Source organism: Neptunomonas qingdaonensis (assembly GCF_900113275.1).
Classification (GTDB): Bacteria; Pseudomonadota; Gammaproteobacteria; order Pseudomonadales; family Balneatricaceae; genus Neptunomonas; species Neptunomonas qingdaonensis.
This window is the reverse complement of sequence record NZ_FOOU01000006.1, coordinates 206,833-226,231: the sequence shown is the minus strand read 5'-3', so window position 1 is coordinate 226,231 and position 19,399 is coordinate 206,833. Positions and strand designations below refer to the sequence as shown.

General features: G+C 46.4%; 18 protein-coding genes. 13 read left to right on the top strand and 5 right to left on the bottom strand.

All coding sequences use genetic code 11. The features are described 5' to 3' along the window. Genes BM099_RS11070 through BM099_RS11060 form a run of 3 tightly spaced genes read left to right on the top strand, consistent with a single transcriptional unit; the run spans position 1 to position 2,625 of the window. The gene (locus tag BM099_RS11070; RefSeq protein WP_090728018.1) at positions 1 to 474 is read left to right on the top strand and encodes a L,D-transpeptidase; all 474 of its coding nucleotides are present in this window, start codon (positions 1 to 3) and stop codon (positions 472 to 474) included. 2 nt (positions 475 to 476) lie between these two features. Further along, positions 477 to 1,478, top strand: a complete 1,002-nt coding sequence (gene nagZ, locus BM099_RS11065) for a beta-N-acetylhexosaminidase (RefSeq protein ID WP_090728016.1) — start codon at positions 477 to 479, stop codon at positions 1,476 to 1,478. 7 nt (positions 1,479 to 1,485) lie between these two features. Further along, on the top strand, positions 1,486 to 2,625 hold the full coding sequence (locus BM099_RS11060) for a mechanosensitive ion channel family protein (RefSeq protein WP_090728013.1): 1,140 nt from the start codon (positions 1,486 to 1,488) through the stop codon (positions 2,623 to 2,625). 250 nt (positions 2,626 to 2,875) lie between these two features. On the opposite strand, the gene BM099_RS11055 is transcribed toward BM099_RS11060, so the two are convergent. Further along, complete coding sequence (locus BM099_RS11055; RefSeq protein WP_090728011.1) at positions 2,876 to 3,445, bottom strand: CsiV family protein; 570 nt, start codon at positions 3,443 to 3,445, stop codon at positions 2,876 to 2,878. Continuing rightward, entirely contained in the window at positions 3,442 to 6,897 is a 3,456-nt protein-coding gene (gene mfd / locus BM099_RS11050) for a transcription-repair coupling factor (protein WP_090728009.1), read from the bottom strand. The genes BM099_RS11055 and mfd overlap by 4 nt, the downstream gene beginning before the upstream one ends. Before the next feature lie 223 nt (positions 6,898 to 7,120). Here mfd and BM099_RS11045 point away from each other — a divergent pair, with 223 nt between their 5' ends. From BM099_RS11045 to sthA, 10 genes are all read left to right on the top strand, one after another. Beyond that, on the top strand, positions 7,121 to 8,557 hold the full coding sequence (locus tag BM099_RS11045; RefSeq protein ID WP_198064195.1) for a glyceraldehyde-3-phosphate dehydrogenase: 1,437 nt from the start codon (positions 7,121 to 7,123) through the stop codon (positions 8,555 to 8,557). A gap of 319 nt (positions 8,558 to 8,876) precedes the next feature. Beyond that, positions 8,877 to 10,220, top strand: coding sequence for a Na(+)-translocating NADH-quinone reductase subunit A (locus tag BM099_RS11040; protein WP_090728004.1), 1,344 nt, complete (start codon positions 8,877 to 8,879; stop codon positions 10,218 to 10,220). Positions 10,221 to 10,232: 12 nt separating this feature from the next. Next, positions 10,233 to 11,441, top strand: coding sequence for an NADH:ubiquinone reductase (Na(+)-transporting) subunit B (locus BM099_RS11035; protein WP_090728001.1), 1,209 nt, complete (start codon positions 10,233 to 10,235; stop codon positions 11,439 to 11,441). Next, entirely contained in the window at positions 11,431 to 12,210 is a 780-nt protein-coding gene (locus BM099_RS11030; RefSeq protein WP_090727997.1) for a Na(+)-translocating NADH-quinone reductase subunit C, read from the top strand. Before BM099_RS11035 ends, BM099_RS11030 begins: the two co-directional genes overlap by 11 nt. Positions 12,211 to 12,213: 3 nt before the next feature. After that, a complete protein-coding gene (locus BM099_RS11025) occupies positions 12,214 to 12,873 on the top strand; it encodes an NADH:ubiquinone reductase (Na(+)-transporting) subunit D (protein ID WP_090727995.1) in 660 nt (219 codons plus the stop codon). Then, a complete protein-coding gene (nqrE, locus tag BM099_RS11020) occupies positions 12,870 to 13,481 on the top strand; it encodes an NADH:ubiquinone reductase (Na(+)-transporting) subunit E (protein ID WP_244889936.1) in 612 nt (203 codons plus the stop codon). The genes BM099_RS11025 and nqrE overlap by 4 nt, the downstream gene beginning before the upstream one ends. A 39-nt stretch (positions 13,482 to 13,520) precedes the next feature. Next, a complete protein-coding gene (nqrF, locus tag BM099_RS11015; protein ID WP_090727991.1) occupies positions 13,521 to 14,750 on the top strand; it encodes an NADH:ubiquinone reductase (Na(+)-transporting) subunit F in 1,230 nt (409 codons plus the stop codon). Positions 14,751 to 14,756: 6 nt separating this feature from the next. Next, a complete protein-coding gene (locus BM099_RS11010) occupies positions 14,757 to 15,791 on the top strand; it encodes an FAD:protein FMN transferase (RefSeq protein WP_090727989.1) in 1,035 nt (344 codons plus the stop codon). 7 nt (positions 15,792 to 15,798) lie between these two features. Next, a complete protein-coding gene (gene nqrM, locus BM099_RS11005) occupies positions 15,799 to 16,047 on the top strand; it encodes a (Na+)-NQR maturation NqrM (protein ID WP_177201151.1) in 249 nt (82 codons plus the stop codon). Between the two features lie 87 nt (positions 16,048 to 16,134). Then, positions 16,135 to 17,535, top strand: a complete 1,401-nt coding sequence (sthA, locus tag BM099_RS11000; RefSeq protein ID WP_090727987.1) for a Si-specific NAD(P)(+) transhydrogenase — start codon at positions 16,135 to 16,137, stop codon at positions 17,533 to 17,535. A gap of 36 nt (positions 17,536 to 17,571) precedes the next feature. Here the strand turns inward: sthA and BM099_RS10995 are convergent, their stop codons facing one another. The 3 genes from BM099_RS10995 to BM099_RS10985 are packed head-to-tail and all read right to left on the bottom strand — an operon-like array spanning position 17,572 to position 19,311. Then, complete coding sequence (locus BM099_RS10995) at positions 17,572 to 17,865, bottom strand: hypothetical protein (protein ID WP_090727986.1); 294 nt, start codon at positions 17,863 to 17,865, stop codon at positions 17,572 to 17,574. A 6-nt stretch (positions 17,866 to 17,871) separates the two neighbouring features. After that, positions 17,872 to 18,741 (bottom strand): hypothetical protein, encoded by an 870-nt coding sequence (locus BM099_RS10990; protein WP_090727983.1) that lies wholly within the window; start codon positions 18,739 to 18,741, stop codon positions 17,872 to 17,874. A gap of 9 nt (positions 18,742 to 18,750) precedes the next feature. Then, positions 18,751 to 19,311, bottom strand: a complete 561-nt coding sequence (locus BM099_RS10985) for a PilZ domain-containing protein (RefSeq protein ID WP_090727981.1) — start codon at positions 19,309 to 19,311, stop codon at positions 18,751 to 18,753. Positions 19,312 to 19,399 lie beyond the last annotated feature (88 nt).

Sequence of the window (19,399 nt, the reverse complement as noted above, 5' to 3'; positions counted from 1 at the left end):
ATGCATCTGCTGTTAAGTATTAAAAAACAAGTACTCACCTTGTATCACTCCACTGGCATTACCGAGTATCCGGTTTCTACTGCGCTTAATGGTGCAGGAGAGCAGCAAGGCTCTGGCTGTACGCCCAGAGGACTGCATGTTATCCGCGCTAAAGTGGGAGAACATCTGCCACTAAACGCTGTATTCGTCGGGCGCCGCTTCACGGGTGAAGTCTATTCTGCAGAGCTGGCCAGACAATTTCCTGAGAGAGATTGGATTCTGACGCGTATTTTATGGTTAAGCGGCAAACAACCTGGCTGTAATCGGTTAGGGGCCGTGGATAGCATGCGCCGTTATATCTATATTCATGGCACGCCTGATAGCGAGCCTATGGGCATCCCTGTGTCGCATGGTTGTATACGTATGCGCAATGCGGATGTGATGGCACTCTATGATCTGGTTCCGGTTGGAACTGAACTGTTTATTGAGGAATAAAAATGGCTTCCGGTCGTTTGATGCTGGATGTACAAGGGGTGTCTTTGACGCCCGCAGAGCGGGATATGATTGGCCATCCTGAGGCGGGTGGTTTGATACTTTTCGGGCGTAACTATCAATCTAAATCACAATTGCGTGATTTGGTGGCAGATATTCGCCAGCAAAATTCCGACATTCTGATTGCGGTTGATCATGAAGGTGGGCGTGTGCAACGCTTTCGTCATGAGTTTGTCAGAATTCCTCCCATGAGAGCGTTGGCGCGCTTATGGGAGCGCGATCCTGTGCAGGCGATCAGTATTGCTGAAGATGTCGGATGGTTGATGGCGGCTGAATTGATTGAAATCGATATAGATATAAGCTTCGCGCCGGTGTTGGATATCGACTGGTCTCGTAGTGAAATTATTGGTGATCGCGCTTTTGGTACAACTACCGGGCAGGTTATTGCGCTAGCGGGCGCCTTTATGCGCGGTATGCATGCGGCGGGTATGGCCGCAACAGGTAAGCATTTTCCTGGCCATGGCTGGGTTGCTGCAGATTCTCATTTGGATATTCCCTGTGATGAGCGTTCCTATGATCTGTTGTGTGCGGCGGATATCAAACCGTTTAAAGCCTTAATTGATCAAGGTTTAGACGCGATCATGCCTGCGCATATTGTTTATCAGCAGTTGGATGAAAAAACGGCAGGTTTTTCTGAATTCTGGTTAAAACGTATTTTACGCGAAACGCTGGGATTTCGCGGTGTTATTTTTAGTGATGATCTCGGTATGGCGGGTGCGTCTGCCGCGGGAGGGTTTATAGAAAGAACTCAGGCGGCGCTGTATGCCGGATGTGATATGGCGCTGGTGTGTAATCACCCTGAAGGGGCGCAGCAGGTGCTGACGTATCTGGATAACCATCAGTTTGCTGCCACTGTCTCTATTCAAACCATGAAGCATAAAAAGCATGATGTCGATGCTCAGCGTTTTGAGCGCGTAGCTGATTTAATTCAATCTCTGGAGGCTTGAGTTTCACATGGATGTAAAAGCGATTATTGATAGTCTGAATGTTTGGTTGACTGAATATTTGTCGGTCGGCCAAGAAAATAGCTGGATACTCAGTGTCTTTGTTGTTGTGTTGATGATGTTGGTCGGCGTATTTGTTATTCGTATAATGTTCGACCGTATGGCGAACCAACTGAAGCGAACCAGGAATATATGGGATGACATTCTGCTTGAGTCGGCCAGACGTCCGGCTGTAATGATGGTTTGGGTGTTGGGCGTGAGCTGGGCATTGGATGTGATTGATGTGCAAACGGGTACTGTCTTGCTTGATGTGGTCGGACCGTTACGTAAGGTTGCTGTGATTGTTTTGCTCGGATGGTTTTTAATTCGCTTTATTCAAGCCGCTGAAGCGGCGTTAATAGATCCGGCAGGTATAGATACAACACTTGATGCAACAACGATCAGCGCTATAGGAAAGCTGTTGCGATTATCTTTGATCATCACTGTGTCACTGGTTGTGCTGCAAAGCTTTGGTTACAGTATTTCCGGGGTGTTGGCGTTTGGTGGTATTGGTGGTTTGGCGGTTGGTTTTGCGGCGAAAGATTTATTGGCTAATTTCTTCGGTGGTCTGATGATTTACATGGATCGTCCTTTTAAGGTGGGCGATTGGGTTCGAAGCCCTGATAAAAATATTGAGGGGACAGTTGAAGATATTGGCTGGCGCCTGACGCGTATACTGACCTTTGATAAGCGGCCCTTGTATGTTCCTAATGCGACGTTTGCCAGCATTTCGGTTGAAAACCCGTCGCGGATGACGCATCGGCGTATCTATGAAACGGTTGGGGTACGTTATTGTGACCTTAAAACAGTCAAAGATATTGTTGATGAAGTGAGGGAGTTGCTTCGTCATCATCCTGAGATTGATCAGGATCAGACCCTGATTGTCAATCTGAATAAATTTGCGCCATCGTCGTTAGATTTCTTTGTATATACTTTTACCAAGACAACCAATTGGGTGCGCTTTCATCAGATTAAAGAGGATGTGTTGCTGTCGATTATGGAAATCGTTGAGAAGCATGGCGCTGAGGTGGCTTTCCCTACGAGTACAGTACATTTATTGCCCGAAAGGGAGCTTCATCAGGCGGAGCTTGTTAATCGTAGCTATGGTTGATAGATATGGTTAACAAATATGGTTAACGACTATGGCTAATGAGATAAGAGCTCCTGAAGAGACACTCGTGAAGGGCTTGTGAAGGGCTTGTGAAGGGCTTGTGAAGAGGCTCGTGAAGAAGGTTAATAAGCTTTAAAACTGTTGCTGTCTGCAGGGGTGGTGCGCTACATAAGTAAACTACAGAGCTGCTAGCAGCCCTGTAACTCATGTAACAAATGTAACTAATGTAACTACAACGCAAAACTATTCTTCAGTTGAGTGGTGTGGCGTAAACCAGAATGCCAAACAACGGATGATCTATATAGTGAGCCTCTTTTGACTTCATGCGGCGGGGCTCGTCTAATACAGCGGTGATCGTTCTGATTGACCCATCTTCTAGCGTAATATTTCGGCGTAGCTGAAGATCCGGTTTAAAATGCAGGTAATGTCCCCGATCAACCGTGATCGCGCCTTCAAGTTCGTAATAGCCATCTGCCATCATATTGCCGGCTTGAATAGCGACCGGTTGTGAGTCGCGGCTTTTTCTGACCGGTTGGCTCCATGATTTATGATATAGCACGCGTAAGCCGCTGGTATTCCGGATTCTCTGATCAGTACTTTTTAGCATGAAGCTGGCGGCGGAGCGTTCATTGTAACCGCCACCGGATAAGCTGATACCCGAAGCGGGGGCTTTGTCAGGTATTGGCCAGTACTCACTGTTAACGGAGGCGTCGTCACGACTGAAGATGAGTACTTCGATGCCGTAGGCGGTGGCTGCTTGTGCGGCGTTGTGCAAACCGAGTAAAACTAATACGGCACAGCACGAGAGGATTTTTTTCATGAATTTACCTTACCTAGCTCTTTAAGCAAATTTTCAACAGCACTGAAGCGCTGTTCAGTATCGTCCATTTCCAGAGAAAAACGGAGATGGCTGGCGCCTTCAAGTTTATATTTTTTAGGTTGTTTTTGAATCATCATCACTATTGTAAATGGATCTACTTTGGGCGATTGTTCAAACTCAATGCGTCCGCTTTGACTTCCTGCATCCAGTTTCAATATACCCAGTTGCTCTGCCAGCAGTTTTAATGAGGTTAGTCTGAATAGATTTTTTGTGGTTTCAGGCAGAAGACCAAATCTATCTATCATTTCAATCTGTAATTCTGTTAGTTCCGTTTCATTTTTTGCGCTGGAAATACGTTTATACATGATTAAGCGGCTATGCACATCTGGAAGATAGTCGTCTTTTATCAGCGCTGGAATGTGCAGATTGACCTCGGCACCATGATGAAGCGGTCTGTCCATGTTCGGTGTTTTGCCTTCTTTAATGGACTGAATCGCCTCTTCCAGCATTTCCATGTAAAGCGTGAAGCCGATTCCCTGAATCTGACCGCTCTGGTCATCACCCAGGAGCTCACCTGCACCGCGAATTTCAAGGTCGTGAGTGGCGAGGGTGAAGCCGGCACCCAGGTCTTCAGCTTGTGCAATCGCTTCCAGGCGTTTGTTGGCATCTTTGCTGATGCTTTTGCTGGGTGGCGTCAGCATATAAGCATAAGCCTGATGGTGTGATCGGCCCACACGGCCACGCAGTTGATGTAGTTGGGCCAGGCCGAACTTATCGGCCCGATCAATGATAATGGTGTTAGCGTTGGGGATATCAATCCCTGTTTCGATAATGGTGGTACACAGCAGCAGGTTGTGGCGCTTATGGTAGAAGTCAGCCATGACTTGCTCCAGCTCACGCTCGCGCATCTGTCCATGCCCAATGCCAATGCGGGCTTCGGGTACCAGTGCGGCTAATTCTTCTGCCGTTTTTTCAATCGTTTTGACTTCATTATGCAGATAGTACACCTGACCGCCACGCAATAACTCACGCAAGATGGCTTCTTTTATCAAAGGTGAGTTCGATTCGCGGACAAACGTTTTAACGGCCAGTCTTCGTGCCGGTGGTGTTGCGATGATGGACAGGTCGCGCATGCCCGACATCGCCATGTTGAGCGTACGGGGGATAGGCGTGGCGGTCATGGTCAGAATGTCGACTTCTGAGCGCAGTGATTTTAAGCGTTCTTTTTGCTGTACACCAAAACGGTGTTCTTCGTCGATGATCACCAGCCCCAGATTTTTGAAGACGATGTCGCCCTGAAGTAATTTATGTGTGCCAATGATGATATCAATTTGGCCGTTGTTGAGTTTCTCGATAGCATCGGCTTGTTGTTTGCCGCTGCGAAAACGAGAGATAAGCTCAATCATGACCGGCCAGTCGGCAAAGCGATCCTTGAAATTATCATAATGCTGTTGGGCTAGCAGGGTGGTCGGCACCAGAATGGCGACTTGTTTACCCGAGTGGGCGGCAATAAAAGCGGCGCGCATGGCGACTTCCGTTTTACCAAAGCCCACATCGCCACAGATGAGCCGATCCATCGGTTGAGGTGAAATCATGTCGCGCAGCACCGAGGTGATGGCCATTTCCTGGTCGGGCGTTTCTTCAAAGGGAAAGCCCGAAACAAATTGTTGATATTCTTCGGCGGGGTCGCTAAACGCAAAACCTTTTCGCGCTGCTCGTCTGGCATAAATATCAAGAAGCTCTGCGGCGGTATCGCGTACTTTTTCAGCAGCTTTCTGGCGTGCTTTGCTCCATTGTTCGGTGCCAAGCCTGTGCAGAGGCGCTAGCTCATCGCTGCTGCCGCTATAGCGACTGATCAGATGTAACGAGGAGACAGGGACGTAGAGTTTTGCATCGTTTGCATAAGATAGTGCAACAAACTCATTGGTCTGGCCGTCCAGGTCGATGGTTTGCAGGCCTAAATAACGTCCGATACCGTGATCAAGATGAACTACCGGAGCATTAGGTGCCAGCTCTGCCAGGTTGCGAACGATGAGGTCTGTTTGATCTTTATCTCTGGCGCGGCGTCGACGCTGAAAAACCTGGCGGCCAAATAGCTGTGATTCGGAGATGACGTGCATCGATCCACTGATGCTTAAACCGCGGTTAATAGGGTAGACGGTCAGTGCGCAGTCATGCTCGTTATCCAGAAAAGCTTGCCAGTTGTCAACGGATGTCGGTTTGATATTGGCTTTGGCGAGCAATTCCTGCAAAGCTGCGCGGCGTCCTGCTGATTCGGCGCAAAATAAAATCCGATCATGAGGGTGTGTGGCAATAAAATCTGTGAGTAGCGCTAACGGCGATGTCGATTGGGCATTAACCGTTAAATCACTGGTTTCCTCGCAAGGAAGGTTGATCCTGCCGGCAGAGTTTTCCTTGGCCGGCTCGCTGCTGAATTGCAGGCGACGAAACGACTTGAGTGCTGCAAAAAACTCTTCTTTAGGTGTGAAGATCGCTCTGGGTGGCAGGATCGGGCGTTCAATATCGTGACGGCGCTCTTCGTAGCGATTATTAACATCATTCCAAAATTGCTGGCAGGAATGCTCAAGCGAGCCATCGGTAATGATCAGTGTGTCTTTGGGGAGATAATCAAAAAGTGTTGCCGTGTCATCAAAGAAAAATGGCAGATAATACTCTATTCCCGGTGGTGCAAAGCCGTTGCTGACATCCTGGTAAGTGGGGCAGCGTCGCTGGTCTGTATCAAAAGCGTTGCGCCAGTTGTGTTTGAATTTTTTGATGGCCTCTGCTGTGAGTGGCACTTCGCGGGCGGGTAGCAGGCGAATCTGCTCAATCTTATCGATAGATCGTTGTGATTCAGCATCAAATGTTCTCAGAGAGTCTATCTCATCATCAAACAGATCAATTCGAAACGGCGTTTCTGAGCCCATGGGATACAGGTCAATTATGGATCCTCTGACTGTATACTCGCCGTGCTCGTTGACCGTGTCGACGGCACGGTAGCCGGCATCACTCAGTTGTTGTCGCAGTTTATCAATATTCAGCTGTTGGCCGGTATGCAGCACGAGTGAGTGTGCCTGAAGAAAGCTTGAGGGCGCTATCCGATGCATCAGCGTGCTGATCGGAACGATAACGACGCCATGCGTAAGCTGTGACAGTTGCTTAAGCGTGCTTACGCGGGTAGAGGTAATGTCCTGATGGGGGGAAAAAGTATCATAGGGTAGTGTTTCCCAATCAGGAAAGGGTAATATTTGCAGGTTCTGTGCTGCTGAGTAGAAATGAATTTCATTTTCCAGCAAGCTTGCGGTGTCACTGTTTCGTGATATGACAAGGGTGAGTTGTTGGTGCTTGAGAGCAGCCTGAGCGATGAGTAATCCGGCAGCACTCTGGTGTGCCTGGCCAATCCATTTGATATCACCCGGTTTTGTCGGTATCGGAAATACCAGATTTGTCACGAAACCTCTCCCTTTACTAAGCTTGTTACTGAGCCTGTTATCAGGCTTGTTATTAAATAATGAGAAGCGGCCTATATTACAGGCTGGATGAAAAAAGCGATATAAGCCCTTGAAAAATCATCCGGCTAAAGTACTAGTATGAGATTGTTTGCCCGAAGCGCTATAAAAGGGGATAATGCTTCGCAATTTTTTAACGTACGTTGATGTAAAGTTGGAGAAGCCTGTGAGCCAAGATCAAGTATTCGCTGAATGGAAAGAACGCGAAGCGACTGCAGAGTCAATGATTCCTTTGATCGGTCGTTTGTACCGTGATCGTAATATTGAAACTTCTGTATACGGTCGTCTGATTGTTAAGCGATCTGTGATTGATGTGCTTAAAGCGCACCGTTTCGCGCGCCAGATGGAAGCACAAGAGCTGACTGTGCAGGACACTTACCCTGTATTGGAGGCCATCGAGTCTCTGGACGTTAGTGGTGCTCATGTTGATGTCGGTAAGATGGCAGTGCTGTTCCGCCAGAATGGTAACGGCCGTAGCATGAAAGAGTTTCTGGAAGAGGAATTGGCATCGGTTATCGGTGTTGAAGCTCGCCAGGGTACTGATGTCGTGCTTTACGGTTTCGGCCGCATAGGTCGCTTGTTGGCGCGTTTGCTGATTGAGCGTACCGGCGGTGGGCAATCTTTACGTCTGCGTGCCATTGTTGTACGTAAGGGCAATGCAAGTAATGACCTGGAGAAGCGCGCCAGCTTGTTGCGTCGTGATTCGGTACATGGTTCTTTTAAAGGGACTATTCAGATCGATGAAGAGAACAATACCCTGATTGCCAATGGTAATGAGATCAAGGTTATTTTTGCGAGTTCGCCTGATCAGATCGATTACACACAGTACGGAATTAATAACGCAATCGTTATCGATAACACCGGTATGTGGCGTGATAAAGAAGGTTTGTCTTTGCATCTTAAGTCAAAAGGTGTGGCGCGTGTATTACTGACAGCACCGGGTAAGGGCGTTAAGAACATCGTAATGGGTGTTAATCATCATGATATTGAAGATGAAGATCTGATTTTATCTGCAGCATCGTGCACAACGAATGCCATCACACCCGTGCTGAAGGCTGTCAATGATGCATACGGTATTGAGAATGGTCATGTTGAGACTGTTCATTCTTACACGAATGACCAGAACCTGATCGACAACTACCATAAAGGTGATCGTCGTGGTCGTGCAGCGGGTCTGAATATGGTCATTACTGAGACAGGTGCTGCTAAAGCGGTCTCTAAAGCGCTTCCTGTGATGGAAGGTAAGCTGACCGGTAATGCGATTCGTGTGCCTACACCGAATGTATCAATGGCTATTTTGAATCTCAATCTTACAAAAGCTGTTGATCGTGAAGGGCTGAATGATTATTTGCGCGATGCGGCCTTGCATTCGCCCTTGCAGAAGCAGATCGCTTACAGTAACTCGCCTGAAGCCGTGTCGAGTGACTTTGTGGGTTCGCGTGCAGCAGGTATTGTTGATGCATTAGCGACAATCGCAACCGGTAATCGTTGTGTGTTGTATGTTTGGTATGACAATGAATTTGGCTATAGCTGCCAGGTTATTCGTATGGCTCAGAAGATGGCTGATGTCACTTTGCCTGCGTTTCCCAAAGCAAATAAATAGTTGATATTTGTCAGAAAAAAACCGCATTGCGCGGTTTTTTTTGATCTTATAGTCGTTATTCCTTTTAAATCTATATTTAGATTAAATGGATCTAGCTGTTTTGCCTAAGTACGCCCAAGGTAGCAGCGGTTTTGCCGTGGCTCTTTGTAGATATGGAGTGTGGCGCTCAGGTATACTTAGTGAGTTTTTAGGTGGGGTTGTTCGTTTTCCTAATAAGAAGATCGGAAATTATAGACCGTATAATTAATATGACAGTTTGTGATATCCGGCGAAAAGGAAGCAAGATCTCGAAAAATTTAATCGTGATTGGGTGAGGTGTATGATCAAGATCAATAAAGGTCTAGATCTACCGATAACGGGTTCTCCGCATCAGGCTGTTAAAAGTTCTGTGGCGGAAATTCGGTCGGTCGCCGTGATTGGGCCAGACTATATTGGTTGTAAGCCAACAATGGCCGTCAAGGTGGGTGATCGAGTAAAACTCGGTCAAGTGATCTTTTCCGATAAGAAAACTGAAGGCGTTCAGGTAACTGCACCAGGTGCTGGGGTAGTAAGCGAGATCAATCGAGGAGAGCGTCGGGCTCTTCAATCGGTTGTTATTGAGCTGGATGCTGAAGAAGAAGCAATAGAATTCGCACGTTATGATGTTGCTCAGCTCTCGGCTGTTACGCGTGAGCAAGTAGTTGAAAATCTTCAGGCCTCAGGCCTGTGGACAGCATTTCGCACGCGTCCGTTTAGTCGGGTGCCTGCGGTAACTACTGTGCCGGTTTCTATTTTTGTAACTGCAATTGATACGAATCCGTTGGCGGCAGATCCTGCGTTATTCATTAAAGAATACGCTGATGATTTCGCCAACGGCTTAACGTTGCTGACAAAGCTGAGTGAGAAAGCGGTTTATCTGTGTAAAGCGCCGGGCACAAAAGTCTCTGACGTTGATGGCGTCACTGTCGAAGAGTTCGAGGGGCCTCATCCTGCAGGTAACGCCGGAACTCACATACACCACCTTGATCCGGTGTCTCGTACAAAAACTGTATGGACTATTGGTTATCAGGACGTGGTTGCTATCGGTAAACTATTTACTGAAGGCCGTCTGTTTGTTGAGCGCTTTGTATCTGTTGCTGGTCCGCATGTTAATAAGTCTGCCATTCTTAAAACCCGCGTGGGTGCTAAGTTGAGTGAGTTGACTGTTGGCCTGCTGCCTACCGGTGAGAATCGTTTGATTAACGGTTCTGTCTGGAATGGTCGGACGGCTAAAGGTCCTCTTGGGTATCTGGGACGATATGCAAATCAGGTAACCGTATTGACCGAAGGGAATAAACGTGAATTTCTTGGCTGGGTATTGCCTGGTGCCAATAAGTTTTCTGTCCTGAACGTCTTTACATCGTTCCTCTCGTCTGGCAAAAAGTTCGACTTCACAACCACCACAAATGGTTCTGAGCGAGCAATGGTTCCTGTGGGACAGTTTGAAGAACTGATGCCACTGGATATTTTGCCAACTCAACTGCTACGTGCGTTAGTCACCGGGGATATCGTAGCTGCTATGCAGTTAGGTTGCCTGGAACTCGACGAAGAAGATCTGGCCCTTTGTACTTTTGCCTGTACTGGTAAGTATGAATACGGTCCAATCCTTCGCGATAATCTGACTCGCATCGAGAAAGAAGCCTAAGAGAGGCAGCGTATGAGTATCAGAAATATACTTGATAAAATGGAGCCGCATTTCCATAAAGGCGGTAAGTACGAGAATTGGTATGCGCTGTATGAAGCAGCAGATACCATTTTTTATACACCTGGTTATGTTACCAAAACAGCGTCACACGTGCGGGATGGTATTGATCTTAAACGCATGATGATTTTGGTTTGGATGTGTACCTTCCCTGCAATTTTTGCAGGTCTGTACAACGTCGGATACCAGGCAAATACAGCGATGGCTGGTATGGGTCTGACCGAAGCAGAAGGCTGGCGTGGTGCTCTTGCCGGTGCTTTGACCGGATTTGATGCAAGCAGTATCTGGGATAATATTATCCATGGTGCTGTTTACTGGGTGCCTATTTATGCAACGGTCTTTATTGTCGGCGGCTTCTGGGAAGTTCTGTTTGCAATGAAGCGTGGGCATGAAGTTAACGAAGGTTTCTTCGTAACATCGATCCTGTTTGCATTGATTCTTCCACCAACGGTTCCTTTGTGGCAGGTTGCTCTGGGGATTAGTTTTGGTGTGGTTATCGGTAAAGAAGTGTTTGGTGGTACAGGGAAAAACTTCCTGAACCCGGCGCTGACTGGCCGTGCCTTTCTGTTCTTCGCATATCCTGCACAAATGTCGGGTGATGCTATCTGGACTGCCGTTGATGGTTTTTCAGGTGCAACGCCGCTAGGTTTGGCTGCAGCGGGTGGTGTTGATGCCATTCTTGCTCAAAACCTGACGTGGATGGATGCCTTCCTTGGGCAGATTCAGGGCTCTGTAGGTGAAACATCGACCATCGCAATTATCATTGGTGGGGCTGTGCTGCTAGTAGCTAAAGTAGCTGCATGGCGTATCGTTGCTGGTGTGTTTGCAGGTATGGTCGGGATGTCGGTCTTACTGAACATTATTGGTTCCGATACGAATCCGATGTTTGCTCTGCCTTTCTACTGGCACTTTGTGTTAGGTGGATTCGCATTTGGTATGTTCTTCATGGCTACCGATCCGGTTTCGGCTTCAATGACAAATACCGGTAAATTGTACTTTGGTGCACTGATCGGAATTATGGTGGTGTTAATTCGTGTCGTTAACCCAGCATTCCCTGAAGGTATGATGCTAGCGATTCTGTTCGGTAACTTGTTTGCACCATTGATTGACAACTTTGTCATTCAGGCAAACATTAAACGGAGGATGGCGCGCAATGTCGGCTAATAACGATACAATCGGTAAAACGATTACCGTCACCGTATTACTCTGTGTTGTCTGTTCTGTGATTGTATCTGCTGCTGCAGTGCTTCTTAAGCCGCAGCAGATTGCAAACAAAGAGTTAGACAGGAAGACAAATATTCTGGCGGCGGCTGGTTTGATGGATTCTTCAAAAACAGTTGAAGAGTTGTTCTCTCAGATCACTACAAAAGTGATTGATTTGGAAACAGGCAAGTTTACAGATGAGGTTAACGTTGCAACATTTGATGCGCGTAAAGCTTCTAAAGATCCTGCTTTATCAAATGCATTAGATCGTAAGGTTGATATTGCATCAATCAAACGTCAGGCGAAGTACCAGACTGTTTACTTGGTTGAGACTGACGGTAAGCTTCAAAAAGTCATTTTGCCTGTTCACGGTTATGGTCTTTGGTCAACACTTTACGGGTTCCTTGCTTTAGAAGGTGATCTTAATACAGTGGTTGGTTTAGGCTTTTATTCTCACGCTGAAACGCCGGGGTTGGGTGGTGAAGTAGATAATCCGCTTTGGAAGTCGCAGTGGCCGGGTAAGAAAGTCTATGCTGATGGTGCTATGGAACCATTGCTAGGTGTGGTTAAAGGTAAAGTGGATCCAGCCTCTGTAAATGCAGTTTATCAAATCGATGGTCTTTCCGGTGCGACACTTACCAGTAATGGAGTGTCTAACATGGTTAAGTTCTGGATGGGTAAAAACGGTTATGCGCCGTTTCTTTCTAATCTGAAAGCGGGGGGGGTGTAAATCATGTCTGAAACTAGAGATATTTTGACGGGCCCTATCGTCAAAAATAACCCGATAGCATTGCAGATCCTTGGTGTATGTTCCGCCCTGGCGGTAACAACGAACATGAATACTGCGCTTGTTATGACGCTGGCAGTAATTTCAGTAACCGCTTTTTCAAATATGTTTGTGTCTATGATTCGTAATCATATGCCCAGCAGTATTCGTATTATCTGTCAGATGACAATTATTGCCTCTTTGGTAATTGTTGTAGACCAGATTCTGAAAGCCGTTGCTTACGATATTTCTAAACAGTTATCAGTTTTCGTCGGTTTGATTATCACGAACTGTATTGTCATGGGTCGTGCTGAAGCCTTTGCTATGAAGAACCCTCCTGGGGTTTCCTTCTTGGACGGTATCGGTAACGGGCTAGGTTACGGTGCCGTACTGATGTTTGTTGCTTTTTTCCGTGAATTGTTCGGATCAGGCAGCCTGTTTGGAATCGAAATTCTTCCATTAGTCACTAATGGTGGTTGGTATCAGGCCAATGGCATGATGTTGTTGCCGCCAAGTGCTTTCTTTATCATCGGTGGATTCATCTGGATTATACGTGCTTATGATAAAAAGCAGGTAGAGGCTCCTGAGTTCATCATGGCGCCAAACTCTAAGAAGGGGGCTGTATAATGGAGCAATATATCAGTCTGGCTATTCGGGCTATCTTCGTTGAAAACATGGCGTTGGCGTTCTTTCTCGGGATGTGTACTTTCCTTGCTATTTCGAAGAAAGTGCAAACCGCGATTGGTCTTGGTATTGCGGTCATCGTAGTACTTGCTATTACTACTCCTGTAAATAACCTCCTTTATAACGGACTGTTGCGAGAAGGTGCGTTGGCTTGGGCGGGTTATCCGGAAGTCGATCTGAGCTTTTTGGGGTACATCTCCTATATTGGCGTTATCGCGGCGATTGTGCAGATCCTCGAAATGGTACTGGATAAGTTTTTTCCGGCGCTTTATAACGCATTGGGTGTGTTTCTTCCGTTAATTACCGTTAACTGCGCAATTATGGGGGCGGCTCTCTTTATGGTAGAGCGTGACTATAACTTTGGTGAAAGCGTAGTGTATGGAGTAGGTGCGGGTGTTGGCTGGGCGTTGGCAATTGCTGCGCTGGCAGGTATCCGTGAAAAATTGAAATATAGCGACGTTCCAGAAGGATTACGTGGCCTGGGCATTACCTTCGTTACTGTTGGTTTGATGTCTCTGGGTTTCATGTCGTTCTCTGGCGTACAGCTTTAATGCTGCTAGGCATGTTCAACAAAAGGATGGATTAAGCCCATGAATGCTGAAATCGTTCTCGGTGTTGTCATGTTTACCGTCGTAGTGCTTGCACTCGTGGCGGTAATTCTGGCAGCGCGTTCTAAATTAGTAAGTTCCGGTGATGTCGTTATTCATATCAACGATGATCCGGCAAAATCTATCACCGTTGCAGCAGGCGGTAAGCTTCTGCAAACACTTTCAAACGTCGGGATTTTTGTTCCGTCGGCTTGTGGTGGCGGTGGTACATGTGCGCAGTGTAAGTGCCAGGTCCTTGAGGGGGGTGGTTCTATGCTGCCTACTGAAGAATCTCACTTTACTATGCGTGAAGCGAAAGATGGCTGGCGCTTGTCATGTCAGGTTGCTGTTAAGCAGGACATGCATATTGAACTGGAAGAGGAAATCTTTGGTGTTAAGAAGTGGGAATGTACGGTTGAGTCAAACCCGAACGTTGCTACTTTCATCAAAGAACTGACTTTGAAGTTGCCTGAAGGGGAAAATGTTGATTTTCGCGCGGGTGGTTATGTTCAATTAGAAGCGCCTGCTCACGAAGTTCATTATAAAGACTTCGACATTGAAGAAGAGTATCGCGGTGACTGGGATAAGTTTAACCAGTGGAAGTATGTTTCTAAGGTAACGGAGCCTGTTATCCGAGCATACTCAATGGCGAATTATCCTGAAGAAGTGGGTATTGTTAAGTTCAATATTCGTATCGCTTCTCCACCTCCGGGCAAAGATGATCTCCCTCCGGGGCAGATGTCTTCTTACGTGTTCAGTCTGAAACCAGGTGATAAAATCACTGTATACGGGCCGTTTGGTGAGTTCTTTGCAAAAGATACTGACAATGAAATGGTCTTCATCGGTGGTGGTGCGGGTATGGCGCCAATGCGCTCGCACATTTTCGACCAGCTAAAACGATTGAAGTCTAAACGTAAGATGTCGTTCTGGTACGGTGCCCGTTCGTTGCGTGAGTGCTTCTACAACGAAGAATATGATCAGCTTCAGGCTGACAATGAAAACTTCAAGTGGCACTTGGCATTGTCAGACCCTCAACCAGAAGATAACTGGGAGGGAATGTCCGGGTTTATCCATAATGTGCTGTATGAAAACTATCTGAAGGATCATGAAGCACCTGAAGATTGTGAGTACTACATGTGTGGACCACCTATGATGAACGCAGCGGTTGTACAGATGCTGCTGGATTTGGGTGTCGAGCCTGAAAATATCTTGCTTGATGACTTCGGTGGTTAAGCATTGATGGATACACGCATTCGTGTCCCTAAATGGCCGGCAGCATTGCTGCTGGCCTTTTTGTTTTTGCTGGGATGTGCTGAACAAAAACAAAATTCTGACATTGTTTCTTTTTCCGGAGTAACAATGGGTACGACATTCACTGTGAAGTGGGTGGACTCAAGCGATGCTAAAATGCCGGGTATTCGTGAAGAGGTAACGAAAGCATTGCTGGATGTAAACCAGGCTATGTCTACGTATATTGCGGACTCTGAGCTGTCGCAATTTAATCAACTACCTGCGAAGAGTGAATTTAGCATTAGCGAGGCATTATTTTTCGTCTTAAATCTCGCGCAGAATATTAGTTATAAAACAGCGGGTGCATTTGATGTAACCGTTGGGCCGCTGGTTAACTTGTGGGGTTTCGGACCTGATGGGCGAGTGATCAAAGCACCGGCTGAGGCTGAGGTGACCCTTTTGAAACAGCGGGTTGGCTTTGAGAAATTGCTGCTGAAAGCAGATCCGGCACGGGCGAAAAAAACAGCAGATCTGTATGTGGACTTATCGGCAATTGCTAAAGGTTATGGCGTCGATATTCTGGCTGACATAATGAATAAGAACCATATTGATAATTTTCTGGTTGAAATTGGCGGCGAGCTCCGTGCGCAAGGAACCAAGCCAGGAAACGAGGACTGGAAAATCGCAGTCGAAAGCCCCGTCAGTGGTGAGCGAAAAGTACAAAAAGTATTAAGCATTAGTAATACTGGCATAGCAACATCGGGTGAATATCGTAACTATTTTGAAGAGAATGGTGTTCGATACTCGCATACGATCAATCCTGAAACGGGCAAACCGATTACGCATAAATTAGCGTCAGTTACGGTGCTTATGGCTACCTGTGCAGAAGCCGACGCGATGGCTACCGCATTTATGGTAATGGGAGAGGATCGAGCTTATGATTTTGCCGTTAAGCATAATATAGATGCTTTTTTTATTGTAAAATCAGATGACTATTTTATTGAAAAAATGACACCAGGTTTTGAAAAACGCTTGGTGAAGTGAGGTTGATGTGGATATTTTTATCTTTGTTTTTGCTGGGTTGATGTTGATCATTCTGGCGATGTCGGTTGGCGTTATTATGGGTGGCAAGCCGATTGCGGGTTCGTGTGGCGGTATGGCGTCACTGGGCATGGATACAGCCTGTGATATATGTGCTGGCGATAAAAGCATATGTGAAGATGAAGACGAAAAGAATCGTCGTATCTCTGAATTGGCGAAAATAGACAGCCTTGCTTATGAAGTTAAGTCTAAAAGTTGATTGTCGAGTGATGGCTATCGCCTATTTGGTAATGTGTGAACCGATCTAACGCATAATAAAGTGTAACGAATAACTAAGGGGAAATAGATGGCTGTTTATGACTATGACGTCGTCGTGATTGGTTCAGGTCCGGCGGGAGAGGGAGCAGCAATGAATGCTGCAAAGCATGGGCGTCGTGTTGCGATCGTAGAAGAGCAAGATTCTGTTGGTGGTAATTGTACTCATAAAGGGACTATTCCTTCAAAAGCGCTACGTCACTCGGTTAAACAGATTATCGAATTTAATACTAACCCGATGTTTCGGGATATTGGTGAACCGCGTTGGTTTTCTTTTTCGAAGGTTTTGAAACGTGCTGAAAAAGTCATGTCAAATCAGGTGATGCTGCGTACCAATTTTTACGCGCGAAACCGTGTTGATGTGTTCTTTGGTAGAGCAGAATTCGAGAATAACACCACGATCATCGTAAAAGAGACCCCCAAGGGTGATGAAACACTGCGTACTAAAAGTGTTGTTATCGCTTCTGGATCACGTCCGTATTGCCCGCCGGATATTGATTTTACCCATCCGCGGATTTACAACTCAGATACTATACTTAAATTAAGCCATACTCCCAGAACCCTTATTATTTATGGTGCTGGCGTTATTGGTAGTGAATATTGCTCGATCTTCAGCGGGCTTGGTGTGAAAGTTGATCTTATCGATACACAAGATCGCTTGTTGTCTTTTCTTGACGGCGAGATTTCAGATGCGCTGAGTTATCATCTGCGTAATACCGCGGTTAAAATTCGCCATAATGAAGAATATGAAAGTGTGGTGGGCGATGAGCACGGTGTTATCCTGAACCTGAAATCAGGTAAACGTATTCGTGCTGATGCTTTCTTGTGGTGTAATGGCAGGACGGGTAATACCGATAATATGAATCTTGCGGCGAGCGGGCTCAAGGCAAATAGCCGTGGACAGTTAACGGTTGATCAGCATTACAAAACTGAAGTAGATAATATTTATGCTGTCGGTGATGTTATCGGTTGGCCAAGTCTGGCATCAGCAGCACTGGATCAGGGCCGTTCGGCTGCTGCCGATCTGGTGGGTGCGGGTAGTTTCAGGTATATCAATGAAGTGCCAACCGGAATTTACACCATTCCGGAAATCAGCTCGTTAGGTAAAACTGAAGAAGAGCTCACCGCCGAGAGAATTCCTTATGAAGTCGGTCAGGCTTTCTTCAAAGATACCGCGCGTGCGCAGATTTCGAGCCAGCCTGTCGGCATGTTAAAAATCTTGTTTCATCGCGAAACGCTTGCCATCTTAGGTATTCATTGTTTTGGTGATCAGGCATCCGAGATCGTGCATATCGGACAAGCAATTATGCGTCAGGAAGGTGATGCAAATACGATCGAGTATTTTGTTAATACAACCTTTAACTACCCTACAATGGCAGAAGCTTATCGTGTTGCTGCGATTGCCGGGTTGAATCGTATTGCTAATCTATAGATGCGCTGAGCGAAAAAAGTGAGTGGAAAGGCCGGGCTAGTCCCGGTCTTTTTTGTCAGGCTTGGCGCTATCTTTATAATAGCTGTCTTCGTAATAAACACCCTTGATCTTCAGTTTTTTCTCAACAAAGCGGTTAAAGCGGCTCCAGATAAAAAATGCCGGTGTCATCATTATGACGATGGCTAGCATTAATCCGCTGCCTTCATAACCTGACGGCATTTGCATCGTGCTCCAGTCAAGAAAGCCTAGTTTCCTGAACAATAGATACCAACCAATCAGGAACAGAAATCCTATACCTGTTGCGATATGGTGAAGTGTGTTGTTGTTCATGGGTTCTTATTTCCGGTAAAGATGGATACGTAAGGTTGGTAGAAAAGGCTCGGGATCGATAATGCTATCTGAGCGCAAAGCTCTGCTGCGTTGTGCAGGTGGTGTGGGCGCTAAATCATTATGCACTGGCAGTAGATCATCTTCTCCAAGAGGGATCAGTATAGGGAGAGGGCAGTTTTTTGCAATACGCTGCCAATGTGTAGCGTCAATTTTCCATGCGATATTGGCACGAATAACAGGTACCTGCTTTTGTATTTGAGCTAAAGGCGTATTTTTATCTAACGGTGAGAGTTTCTCTATCTGTCTGTTGATATGTGTTTGTGAAATATCAAGCTTTAACAGCATGTCCATTGCATCATGGGCAGTCAGTTTACGAATGCTACGGCCACTGCTGTACCAGCTAAAGCGGATGTTTTCGGGTTTAGTTTCTACTAGTGGAATATGCCGATAACACTGCTTGAGGTGCAATCGCCCAAGGCCTGCCTGATTCATGCTGGCGGCAATAGCGTGAGAGCGCTGATGAAGTGTCTGAGAAATTTCGGGCAATTCGGATTTTTTCAGTTGGCCAATGCAGATGCGAAATTGATCTTTATATTCGTTGAGCTGCTGTGCTGCAGCCAGCAAATCAGGATTTGCTCCCACTAGGCCGAAGCAAGAATGTGTTCTGCGACCATCCTGATGGCCGCTATGCCAGATATCAGTATATATTTGTCGTACATGTCGTTGTTTATCTGCTGTTCGTATTAAGCCCGTTTCGCCCGGCAATGAGATGGGCAACTGAGATAGAGCAAGCTGCTTGTCAAAATTGGCTAAGGACCCTTTTAATTGTTCGAATGCATCGATAATGTCTTTTACTATAAAGCCGGAGATGCCCATATTGTTTTATCAATCAGCGTTTTCTATGCGTTCAGGTGGCGTTTGAATCACACGTTGTGCGATCAGCATACGGCAGTTTTCAGGCATCCGGTAAAAAGAAACGGCAATATGCGTCTCTTGCCCTTGTTGAATGATGCGTTGAACCTTTGCGTATAATAAAACTCCCAATAAGGGATTCGAAAAAACAAGTTTGATGGCAAGAAATTCACCAACCTGATAGTGTTCATCTGCAGCGAGAAACTGCATACCACCCTCACTTAGGTTGATCGATTGTTTAGTCAGCTTTTCGATTTTCAGGCCGCTGTTTGCCAGTGTCCGTGTGATCAGGTGTAACTTTTCAGCTTGCAGTTTGAAAAGTTGTGCTAAAAGAGGGTTTGTATCGTTAAGTTGATGAAGTAGGTCGTCTTGTAGCTTGTCGATCTCCTGAACTTCAGAGATTAATTCGAAGTAGGGAGATACTTCAAACTGCGCCGGTTGAAGTGAGACCTTAACTTCGTCAGCGGTGACACGCTGCACTTCTAATGCTACATTTTTCTCGACCCGATAAAACTGCCTTCGTTCCTGGCTCACAGTCACCTCCTGTTCACGTGTTGTTGACTAGAGTATAGCGGAGATTTTCTTAATATTGTTAGAGTTACTAACCCAACTGTGATTTAAT

Bases quoted from the DNA above. Each gene is read 5' to 3' on its own strand.
- BM099_RS11070 (WP_090728018.1), top strand. From the start codon at position 1: ATGCATCTGCTGTTAAGTATTAAAAAACAAGTACTCACCTTGTATCAC.
- nagZ (WP_090728016.1), top strand. From the start codon at position 477: ATGGCTTCCGGTCGTTTGATGCTGGATGTACAAGGGGTGTCTTTGACG.
- BM099_RS11060 (WP_090728013.1), top strand. From the start codon at position 1,486: ATGGATGTAAAAGCGATTATTGATAGTCTGAATGTTTGGTTGACTGAA.
- BM099_RS11055 (WP_090728011.1), bottom strand. From the start codon at position 3,445: ATGAAAAAAATCCTCTCGTGCTGTGCCGTATTAGTTTTACTCGGTTTG.
- BM099_RS11040 (WP_090728004.1), top strand. From the start codon at position 8,877: ATGATCAAGATCAATAAAGGTCTAGATCTACCGATAACGGGTTCTCCG.
- BM099_RS11035 (WP_090728001.1), top strand. From the start codon at position 10,233: ATGAGTATCAGAAATATACTTGATAAAATGGAGCCGCATTTCCATAAA.
- BM099_RS11030 (WP_090727997.1), top strand. From the start codon at position 11,431: ATGTCGGCTAATAACGATACAATCGGTAAAACGATTACCGTCACCGTA.
- BM099_RS11025 (WP_090727995.1), top strand. From the start codon at position 12,214: ATGTCTGAAACTAGAGATATTTTGACGGGCCCTATCGTCAAAAATAAC.
- nqrF (WP_090727991.1), top strand. From the start codon at position 13,521: ATGAATGCTGAAATCGTTCTCGGTGTTGTCATGTTTACCGTCGTAGTG.
- BM099_RS11010 (WP_090727989.1), top strand. From the start codon at position 14,757: ATGGATACACGCATTCGTGTCCCTAAATGGCCGGCAGCATTGCTGCTG.
- sthA (WP_090727987.1), top strand. From the start codon at position 16,135: ATGGCTGTTTATGACTATGACGTCGTCGTGATTGGTTCAGGTCCGGCG.
- BM099_RS10995 (WP_090727986.1), bottom strand. From the start codon at position 17,865: ATGAACAACAACACACTTCACCATATCGCAACAGGTATAGGATTTCTG.
- BM099_RS10990 (WP_090727983.1), bottom strand. From the start codon at position 18,741: ATGGGCATCTCCGGCTTTATAGTAAAAGACATTATCGATGCATTCGAA.